Here is a 9,154-nt window from a genome sequence, read left to right as displayed (position 1 = left end):
CCGTCCTTCTGGATGTCGGCGGCATAGGTCACCTGGGGCAGGTGCAGCTTCTCGGCGATCTGGGGGCCCACCTGGGCGGTGTCGCCGTCGATGGCCTGCCGGCCGCACATGACGATGTCGTCATCCTCCACGCCGATGGTGGAGATGGCGGCGGCCAGGATCTGGGAGGTGGCGTAGGTGTCGGAACCGCCGAACTCACGGGCGGAGACCAGAACGGCCTCGTCAGCGCCCATGGCCATCAGCTCCCGCAGCATGCCGGCTGCCGGGGGCGGACCCATGGTGACGACCATGACCTTGCAGCCGGTGGCGTCCTTCAGCTTCAGGGCGGCTTCCACAGCGTTCATGTCATCGGGGTTGGTGATGGTCTGCATGGAGGCACGGTTCAGAGTGCCGTCCGGGTTCACCGCCACCTTGCCGGAGGTGTCGGGGACCTGCTTGACGCAAACAATGATCTTCATAATTCGTTCTTCCTCCTCTTACAGGCCGATATTGCCGGAGATGACCACACGCTGGATCTCGCTGGTGCCCTCGTAGATCTCGGTGATCTTGGCGTCGCGCATCATGCGCTCCAGGGGATAGTCCTTGGTGTAGCCGTAGCCGCCGAACATCTGCAGCGCCTTGGTGGTGGTCAGCATGGCGTGCTCAGAGCAGAACAGCTTGGCCATGGCGGCCTCCTTGGTGAAGCGCTTGCCCTCGCCCTTCAGCACGGCGGCCTGATAGGTCAGCAGACGGCCGGCCTCAGAGCGCATGGCCATGTCGGCGAAGGTGAACTGGGTGTTCTGGAACTTGCTGATGGGCTTGCCGAACTGGACACGGCCCTTGGTATAGGCCATGGCCTCTTCCATGGCGCCCTCGGCGATGCCCAGAGCCTGGGCCGCGATGCCGATCCGGCCGCCGTCCAGGGTCTGCATGGCGATCTTGAAGCCCTTGCCCTCCTGGCCCAGCAGGTTCTCCTTGGGAACGATGCAGTCGGTGAACACGATCTCGGCGGTGGGAGAGCCGTGCAGGCCCATCTTCTCCTCGTGCTTGCCCACGGAGAAGCCGGGGAAGCTGCTCTCCACGATGAAGGCGGAGATGCCGCGGGTGCCCTTGGTCTTGTCAGTCATGGCGAAGACCACGAACACGTCGGCCACATAGCCGTTGGTGATGAAGATCTTGGAGCCGTTCAGGACGTAATGGTCGCCGTCCAGCTTGGCCTCGGTCTGGCCCTTGGCGGCGTCAGAGCCGGCGTCGGACTCGGTCAGGCAGAAAGCGCCCACCTTGTGGCCCTTGGTCAGCATGGGCAGGTACTTGGCCTTCTGAGCCTCGGTGCCGTGGGTGATGATGGGGTCGCAGCACAGGCCGTTGTGGGTGGCCACGATGTCGCCGGTGGAGGCGCACTGCTTGGACAGCTCCTCGATGCAGATGGCGCTGGCCAGGGGATCGGCGCCGGCGCCGCCATACTCCTTGGGGACGCACATGCCCATCACGCCCAGGTCGAACAGCTTCTCGATGTTCTCCCGGGGATACTGGCTGGTCTTGTCGGTCTCGGCAGCGATGGGCTTCACTTCGTTCTCGGTGAATTCCGCCATCATCTTCCGGACCAGCTGGTGCTCACGGCTGAGATTGAAATCCATGATGTCTTCTCCTTATATTCAAATTTGGAAAACGCAACGAAATAGGAGGGCGGGACTTGCCGCCCCGTTTGGTCGGTTCCGGGCGGGCTTTGCCTGCCCGGAACACCTCTGCCCGCGCCACTGGGCGCGGCTCCCTCGCCGTGCGAGGGAGAGGGGGGTATCGGGCTTTGGGCCAAAGGCCCAAAGTCCGTATCTAGGGGGGACAGCGTCCCCCCTGGACGGCTTACTCGATGCCCGCGATCTCCTTGGCCATCTGCTTCTTGGCTTGGATGTTGCCCTGGCGGGCGATCATGATGCGCTGGGCCTGGGGAGAGCCGGCGCCGTGCATGGACTCGGTCCGGTAGCCCACGGCCGCCGCGCCCAGGCACAGGTTCTCGATGAACCGCATGATCCGCTGACGGTCCTCGGTCTTCACACCCTCCCGGGCGGCGAAGAACTTGTTGCAGATGTCGCCGATGGTCTCGCCGTTCCGGCCCACCACCGTGTCGGAGTGGAAGTCCTTCTGGGACGGCATGGTGACCACCAGGCCGCCGGCGATATCCTCCGCCAGGCGGACGATCTCATAGGGGAACCGGGTCACGTTCTGCTTGCACACGTTGGCCAGCAGCAGGTCGATCTGATAGTTGCCCGCCTTGGTCTTGAAGCCCTGGGAAGAGCAGGCGATGCCGCAGCAGTACAGGGTCTCGTTCAGGTGGATCATCTCGATCAGCTTGTCCTTCACGGCGCTGGCCTTCTCCACGCCGTTGTACTCGGCGGCCAGGGCGGCGGCGCCGATCAGGGTGTCGCCCACGCCCACCTTGCAGCCGCCGTAGGACTGGCGGTGATAGCCGGCGAACCGCTCCACCATCATGCCGGCGAACTCATACTCGCCGTTGAGGAAGATGTACTCGTTGGGGATGAACACGTGGTCCAGGACCACCAGGGCCTCCTGGCCGCCGAACTTGGCATTGCCCACGTCGATGGAGGCGTCCTCCTCCAGCTTCCGGGTGTCGCAGGACTGACGGCCGTAGATCATGTACATGCCCTCGGCGTCGGTGGGGCAGGCGAAGGAAACTGCCCAGTCCTTGTCCGCCTCGCCCATGGAGATGGTGGGCATGAAGATGTGCCAGTGGGAGTTGATGGAGCCGGTCTGGTGGCACTTGGCACCGCAGACCACGATGCCGTCCGGGCGGCGCTCCACCACGTGGACGTACATGTCCGGGTCAGCCTGCTGGCTGGGGGCCTTGGACCGGTCGCCCTTGGGGTCGGTCATGGCGCCGTCCACGGTCAGGTCGTTATCCTGCACGAAGGTCAGGAACTTCTTGAAGTTCTCGTGGTAGTGGGTGCCGTACTTCTCGTCGATCTCATAGGTGGTGGAGAACACGGCGTTGAAGGCGTCCATGCCCACGCAGCGCTGGAAGCAGGAAGCGGTCTTCTGGCCCAGCAGACGCTGCATCTTCACCTTGTTGATCAGATCCTCGGTGGACTGATGCAGGTGGGTGAAGCGGTTGATGGTGTGGCCCGTCAGGCTGGACTTCACCGTCATCAGGTCCGCATACTGGGGATCCTGGGCCAGGGCGTAGGTCATGGCCACGCAGTTGATGGAGGGGCGGATCATGGGGTGATCCACCCAGTTGTCGATCTTCTCCCCGAACATGTACACCCGGGTGTTCAGCTTCCGCAGGCTCTCAACATACTCTTGGGGGGTCATCAATGCCATTTCTTTTTTCCTCCTCGTAAAAATGGGGGTCTATTTTCAATCCGTTCCGGGCGGGCTCCGCCTGCCCGGAACACTTCTGCCCGTGCCATTGGGCGCGGCTCCCTCGCCGTGCGAGGGAGAGGGGAAACCGGCGAAGCGCCGCCAGCGGCGGAGCAAGCGAGCCGGTTTCGAGGCAGCGGCGCGATTTGCGGCCCGGTCAGGGCCGGAAATCGCATCGCCGCAACGGTGAAAATCCCTTAGTCTTCCGCCAATCCCATCAGCTCATCCTTGAAGATGCGCTCGTCCATGAGCTTCAGGTCCTCGGCGATCTTCGGCATGAACTCCATCTGATCCAGCACCTGGGTCTGGAGGTCGATGCCGGGGGCGATTTCGATGAGGGTCACGCCCTCGGGCCGCAGTTCGAACACGGCCCGCTCGGTGATGTACAGGACCGGCTGCTTCACCTGCACGGCGTACTTGCCGGAGAAGGTGATGTGCTCCACCTGGTTGACGAACTTCTTCTTGGCGCCCTCCTGGGTGATGACCAGCTTGCCGTCCCGGCACTCGGTCTTCAGGCCCTTGGCGGTGAAGGTGCCGCAGTAGACCACCTTCTTGGCGTTCTGGGTGATGTCGATGAAGCCGCCGGCGCCGGCCAGGCGGGTACCGAACTTGGACACGTTCAGGTCGCCGTTGGGGGCCGTCTCCGCCAGGCCCAGGAAGGCCACATCCAGGCCGCCGCCCTGATAGAAGTCGAACTGGACGTTGTGGGGCAGGATGGCCATGGAGTTGGCCGCGGCGCCGAACTGGGTGCCGCCCATGGGCACGCCGGCGATGGAGCCGGCCTCCACGGTCAGGGTCATCTTGTCGGAGATGCCCTCCTCCGCCGCCACATTGGCGATTTTTTCCGGGGCGCCGGTGCCCAGGTTCACGATGGCGTTCTCCGGCAGCTCCATGGCCGCCCGGCGGGCGATGATCTTCTTGGCGTCCAGGGGAATGGGCGGGATGGCGTCCACAGGGATGCGGAACTCGCCGGTCAGGCTGCCGTCATACGGCATGCCCAGGCACTGCTCGTTGTCCTCAATGGATCCTACCACAATGGAGTCCACATAGATACCGGGAATTGCCACCAGTTTCGGATCCAGACTGCCGCCCTGCACAATTTTTTCCACCTGCACGATGACCTTGCCGCCGGAGTTCTTGCAGGCCTGGGCCATGGCGGTGACGTCGATGGGGCCGATCTCCCGGTGGACGGTGCAGTTGCCGTACTCATCGGCGTAGCTGGCCCGCAGGAACACCACGTTGATGGGGAATCCCTTGTACAGCAGCAGCTCCTTGCCCTCGATGTTGATGACCTTCACCAGGTCCTCCGTGGTGCAGTCGTTCAGCTTGCCGCCGCCGTTGCGGGGGTCGGCAAAGGTGTACAGGCCCACGGTGGTGATGGTGCCGATGTTGTGGGCGGCGATGTCCCGGTACATGTGGGAGATGACGCCCTGGGGCAGGTTGTACGCCTCGATCTTGTTGGCCAGGGCCAGGTCGCCCAGCTTGGGGGCCCGGTCCCAGTGGCCGCCGATGACCCGCTTCACCATTCCCTCGTGGCCGTAGTGGTCGCCGCCGGTGCCATCCCGGTGGCCCTGGCCGGCCGCGAAGAACAGCGTCAGATCCTTGGGATGGCCGGTCTCCAGAAACCGCTTTTCCAGTGCCTTGGACAGCGCCTCCGGGCAGGCGCAGCTGACAAATCCGCCGGTGGCGATGGTGTCGCCGTCGTTCACCAGCAGCGCCGCCTCTTCAGCGGTAAGCACGCGAACTTTTTTCATGCCTGACTTCCCTCTTTTTTATCAAATGTAATAAAGTGGATGGCGTCTCGCCGGTAGGTGCTTACTTGTTCTGGAAGTGCTTCTCCTTGCGCTTCTCCAGGAAGGCGCCCATGCCCTCCTTCTGGTCCTCGGTGGCAAAGCACATGGCGAACAGCTCGTTCTCCACGGCGATGCCGTCGTCAATGTCCATCTGCATGCCGCGGTCGATGCAGGCCTTGGCGTACTTCACGGCGATGGGGGCGTTGACCATGAAGGACTTTGCCATGGCGACCGCGCCGTTCATCAGCTCCTCCGGAGCGTACACAGCGTTCACCAGGCCGATCTCCTTGGCCTCCTGGGCGCCGATGGTCTTGCCGGAGAAGATCAGCTCCTTGGCCTTGGCGATGCCCACCCGGCGGGGAAGACGCTGGGTGCCGGAGAAGCCGGGGGTGATGCCCAGGCCCACCTCAGGCTGGCCGAACTTGGCGCCGCCCTTGCCCTCAGCATTGGGGCCGGCGGCCAGAATGATGTCGCAGGACATGGCCAACTCGCAGCCGCCGCCCAGGGCAAAGCCGTTCACTGCAGCGATGGTGGGGATCTCCAGCTTTTCGATGCGGCGCATCAGAGCGCTGCCCCGCTGGCCCCACTTGCGGCCGGCAGCCACATCCAGGCCGTACTGCTCGCCGATGTCGGCGCCGGCCACGAAAGAGCGGCCCTCGCCGGTGAGGATCATGGCGCCCAGCTCCTGATCCTTCTCCACCTCGCCGATCACCTGCTCCAGCTCGGAGATCACAGTGGAATTCAGCGCGTTCAGCGCCTCCGGGCGATTGATGGTAACGATCGCGATGCCGTCCTGCTTTTCATATCGAATGGTCTGATACATCTCAAAAACCTCCCTGATAAAAATCGTTGAAGCGAGATCATTCAACACTCTATTTATAGCAAAAAATATGCCACCTTTCCAGAGGCAATTCTCTCAGTTTCCGCCCCGCTTTTTTGTACAGGATGCTAAAATCTTTCCGCCAAAACGCTGGAAATTTCCGGACCTGACGCACCTTTCCGGGCGGAGTTATTCAAATATGAATAGGCGATTTGTCGTATTCTGCCGCGGGCACTTTCATTTCTTGTGGAAATTCGCTAGAAAACCCCAAAAATTTCGTCTGTTTTCACGGCTTCAGAAATGCCATTTCCTCTTCCTATTCACTTTTGAATATGCTATACTCACTTTTGAATAGAATTTCCGGGTCCGGCGGCCCGGTGAGGAGGTCTGCACAGATGCCGTTTTCATCCCTTTCCGCCCTTCATGATGAGGGGATCAATCTTGAAGGGCTCCTGGAGATCCTGAGTCCGGAAAACAATCTGGTGCTGGCAGACGACATGATGGTCTCCGATGCCAACGGCATCATCCTGCGGGTCAGCGAGACCTATGAGAAGAACTTCGGCTTCGCCCACGACTCCATCGTGGGCCGTTCCGCCTTCGACCTGGAGGCGGACGGCACCTTCACCCCCTGCATCACGGCAGAGGTCATCCGGCAGAAGAAGAAGATCAGTGCCACCCAGACCATCAACCACACCCACAAAAATGTGATGACCGTGGGCATCCCTCTGTTTGACGCCAGCGGAGACCTGAAATACGCCGTCTGCTTCAACACCGTGTCCATGGAGCAGATCAACTCCATCCAGCGGAACTACCGCCGGATGCAGGACTCCCTGCAGCACTACTCCCAGGAGATCGCCGAGCTGCGGACCCGGGCCACCTCCACCAATCTCCTGTTCAAAAGCGCCCCCATGCAGCGGCTGTGGACGCTGATGCAGAACACCGCCAACACCCGGGCCAACATCCTCATCACCGGAGAGACCGGCGTGGGCAAGAGCGCCATCGCCAAGGCCATCCACAAGATGAGCAACCGGGCCAACGGCCCCTTCATCGAGGTCAACTGTGCCGTCCTCCATGAGAACCTCATCGAGTCGGAGCTGTTCGGCTACGAGAAGGGCGCCTTTACGGGCGCATCCTCCTCCGGCAAGATCGGCAAGATCGAGCTGGCCAACCACGGCACGCTGTTCCTGGACGAGATCGGTGAGCTGCCGGCCCACATCCAGTCCAAGCTGCTGCAGCTGATCCAGGAGAAGACCATCGAGCGCCTCTCCGGCACCCAGAAGATCGAGCTGGACTTCCGGCTGATCGTGGCCACCAACCGCAATCTGGAGGAGGCGGTGCAGCGGGGGCTGTTCCGGTCGGACCTCTTCTACCGGCTGAACGTCATCCGCATCCACATCCCCCCTCTGCGGCAGAGGAAAGAGGACATCGTTCCCATGGCCCACCAGTTCCTGGCCCGATTCTGCGGAGAATACAACAAGCCGCTCACCTGCAGTCCCCGGTTCCTGGCCTTTCTGGAGCAGTATGACTGGCCCGGCAATGTCCGCCAGCTGGAAAATCTGATGGAGCGGCTAGTGATCACTGCCCAGGATCCCATTCTGGACATCCCCTCTCTCCCGCTGGAATACACCGCGCCCAAGTCCTCCGGTACGGAGCATCTGATGCCCGGCGGGACTCTGTCCGAGCGGATGGACGCCTATGAAGCGCAGATCATCCGGGACTCTTATCAGCGGTGCGGCACGACTGTGGCCGTTGCCAAGGACCTGGGGATCTCCCAGGCCACAGCGGCCCGGAAAATCGCAAAATACGTCGGCAGCCGGGCATGAAAGGAGGCGAAGCACCATGAGTTTGATCCATCTGAGCACGGAGCTGCGGCAGGAGCTGAAGCTGACGCCCCAGCTCCTGCAGTCCATGGAAGTGCTCCAGATGAATTCCCAGGAGCTTCTGGACTATCTGAATCAGGTCAGCGAGGAAAACCCCCTGGTGGAGCAGTCAGACCTCTCCCAGCTCCACAGCGCCTATGAGGCCCTGCGGCAGAAGGTCCACTGGATCAACGGCGGTCTGCCGGAAGACGGCCACGGCGCCATGCCGGAGCGGGGCGTCACAGACCGGGAGACCGAGAGCCTCTCCGCCTTCCTCTGTGACCAGCTGGAGCGGCTGCGGCTGCCCAAGCCGCTGCTGGCCCTGTCCCGGTATCTGGCGGAGCTGGTGGATGAGGACGGCCGCCTCAGCCAGGAGGATCTGGACGGCGTGGTGGATCTGAAGATCCCCCAGGCGCTGATCCAGCAGGCGCTGGAGACCGTGCAGGGGCTGGACCCCGCCGGCGTGGGCGCCCGCTCCCTCTCTGAGTGCCTGCTGCTGCAGCTGGCCCGGCAGGGCAGCGCCTCTCCCCTGGACATGGAGATCGTCCGCCGGTTCCTGCCGGATCTGGGGAAGAAGCACTACGGCCTCATTGCCCGTGAGCTTCACACCACGCTGGAGGAGGTCCGGGCGGCGGAGAAGCGGATCTCCGCCCTGGATCCCTATCCCGGCCGTTCCTTCCAGCCGGCGGAACCCACCCTCTATATCCGTCCGGACCTGTTCATCGCAGAGCTGGACGGGAAGCTGCAGGTGATCCTGAACGACTACTACCTGCCCCGGGTGTCCATCAGCCAGTACTATGTGCGGCTGCTGAAGGAGTCCGACGAGCCGGAGACCCGCACCTATCTCCAGCAGAAGATGCAGCAGGCCAAATGGCTGCTGAACAGTCTGGAGCGGCGAGGCAGCACCCTCCGCCAGTGCGCGGAGGCCATTCTGGAGTCCCAGTACGCCTTCTTCTCCGGTCAGTCCACGGAGCTGGCCCCCATGACGATGGTGACTCTGGCAGAGCAGCTGCAGCTCCATCCCTCCACCATCTCCCGGGCCACCCGGGAAAAATACCTCCAGTGCCGCCAGGGGACGTATCCCCTCCGCTATTTCTTCAGCCGGGCCCTGGGGGAACAGGGCCCCTCCCAGCAGACCGTGAAGCTGCGGCTGCTGGAACTGATCCGGCAGGAGGATCGCAAGCGCCCCTTCAGCGATCAGAAGCTGGCGGAGCTGCTGGAGGAGCAGGGCATCCACATCGCCCGCCGCACTGTGGCCAAGTATCGGATGGAGCTTCGTCTCGGCTCTGCCGCCGCCAGGAAGCAGAGCTGATTCCATCCCCTGCCGC

7 protein-coding genes are annotated in these 9,154 nt (G+C 62.7%); 2 read left to right on the top strand and 5 right to left on the bottom strand.

Annotated elements, in window-relative coordinates:
- The 5 genes from H9X91_RS09600 to H9X91_RS09580 all read right to left on the bottom strand — a co-directional run.
- Positions 1 to 458: electron transfer flavoprotein subunit beta/FixA family protein (locus H9X91_RS09600; protein WP_204804637.1), on the bottom strand; the 458-nt coding region annotated here is incomplete at its 3' end.
- An 18-nt stretch (positions 459 to 476) separates the two neighbouring features.
- Positions 477 to 1,616 (bottom strand): acyl-CoA dehydrogenase, encoded by a 1,140-nt coding sequence (locus tag H9X91_RS09595; RefSeq protein WP_204804636.1) that lies wholly within the window; start codon positions 1,614 to 1,616, stop codon positions 477 to 479.
- A 223-nt stretch (positions 1,617 to 1,839) separates the two neighbouring features.
- On the bottom strand, positions 1,840 to 3,315 hold the full coding sequence (locus H9X91_RS09590) for a 4-hydroxyphenylacetate 3-hydroxylase family protein (protein WP_204804635.1): 1,476 nt from the start codon (positions 3,313 to 3,315) through the stop codon (positions 1,840 to 1,842).
- Between the two features lie 236 nt (positions 3,316 to 3,551).
- A complete protein-coding gene (locus H9X91_RS09585) occupies positions 3,552 to 5,108 on the bottom strand; it encodes an acyl CoA:acetate/3-ketoacid CoA transferase (protein ID WP_204804634.1) in 1,557 nt (518 codons plus the stop codon).
- 61 nt (positions 5,109 to 5,169) lie between these two features.
- Positions 5,170 to 5,970 (bottom strand): enoyl-CoA hydratase-related protein, encoded by an 801-nt coding sequence (locus H9X91_RS09580; RefSeq protein ID WP_204804633.1) that lies wholly within the window; start codon positions 5,968 to 5,970, stop codon positions 5,170 to 5,172.
- A 392-nt stretch (positions 5,971 to 6,362) separates the two neighbouring features.
- Here H9X91_RS09580 and H9X91_RS09575 point away from each other — a divergent pair, with 392 nt between their 5' ends.
- Together H9X91_RS09575 and rpoN are read left to right on the top strand one after the other, a co-directional pair.
- A complete protein-coding gene (locus H9X91_RS09575; protein WP_204804631.1) occupies positions 6,363 to 7,790 on the top strand; it encodes a sigma-54 interaction domain-containing protein in 1,428 nt (475 codons plus the stop codon).
- A gap of 16 nt (positions 7,791 to 7,806) precedes the next feature.
- Positions 7,807 to 9,138 carry an RNA polymerase factor sigma-54 gene (gene rpoN, locus H9X91_RS09570; RefSeq protein WP_204804629.1) on the top strand — a complete coding sequence of 444 codons (1,332 nt, stop codon included), beginning with the start codon at positions 7,807 to 7,809 and terminating at the stop codon, positions 9,136 to 9,138.
- The last annotated feature ends 16 nt before the right edge of the window (positions 9,139 to 9,154 follow it).

The organism is Oscillibacter valericigenes (assembly GCF_016902445.1).
Lineage (GTDB): Bacteria > Bacillota > Clostridia > Oscillospirales > Oscillospiraceae > Oscillibacter > Oscillibacter avistercoris.
Note: the sequence above shows the minus strand (reverse complement) of the source record. Positions and strands in the feature narration are given on the sequence as shown.

Bases quoted from the DNA above. Each gene is read 5' to 3' on its own strand.
- H9X91_RS09595 (WP_204804636.1), bottom strand. From the start codon at position 1,616: ATGGATTTCAATCTCAGCCGTGAGCACCAGCTGGTCCGGAAGATGATG.
- H9X91_RS09590 (WP_204804635.1), bottom strand. From the start codon at position 3,315: ATGGCATTGATGACCCCCCAAGAGTATGTTGAGAGCCTGCGGAAGCTG.
- H9X91_RS09585 (WP_204804634.1), bottom strand. From the start codon at position 5,108: ATGAAAAAAGTTCGCGTGCTTACCGCTGAAGAGGCGGCGCTGCTGGTG.
- H9X91_RS09580 (WP_204804633.1), bottom strand. From the start codon at position 5,970: ATGTATCAGACCATTCGATATGAAAAGCAGGACGGCATCGCGATCGTT.
- H9X91_RS09575 (WP_204804631.1), top strand. From the start codon at position 6,363: ATGCCGTTTTCATCCCTTTCCGCCCTTCATGATGAGGGGATCAATCTT.
- rpoN (WP_204804629.1), top strand. From the start codon at position 7,807: ATGAGTTTGATCCATCTGAGCACGGAGCTGCGGCAGGAGCTGAAGCTG.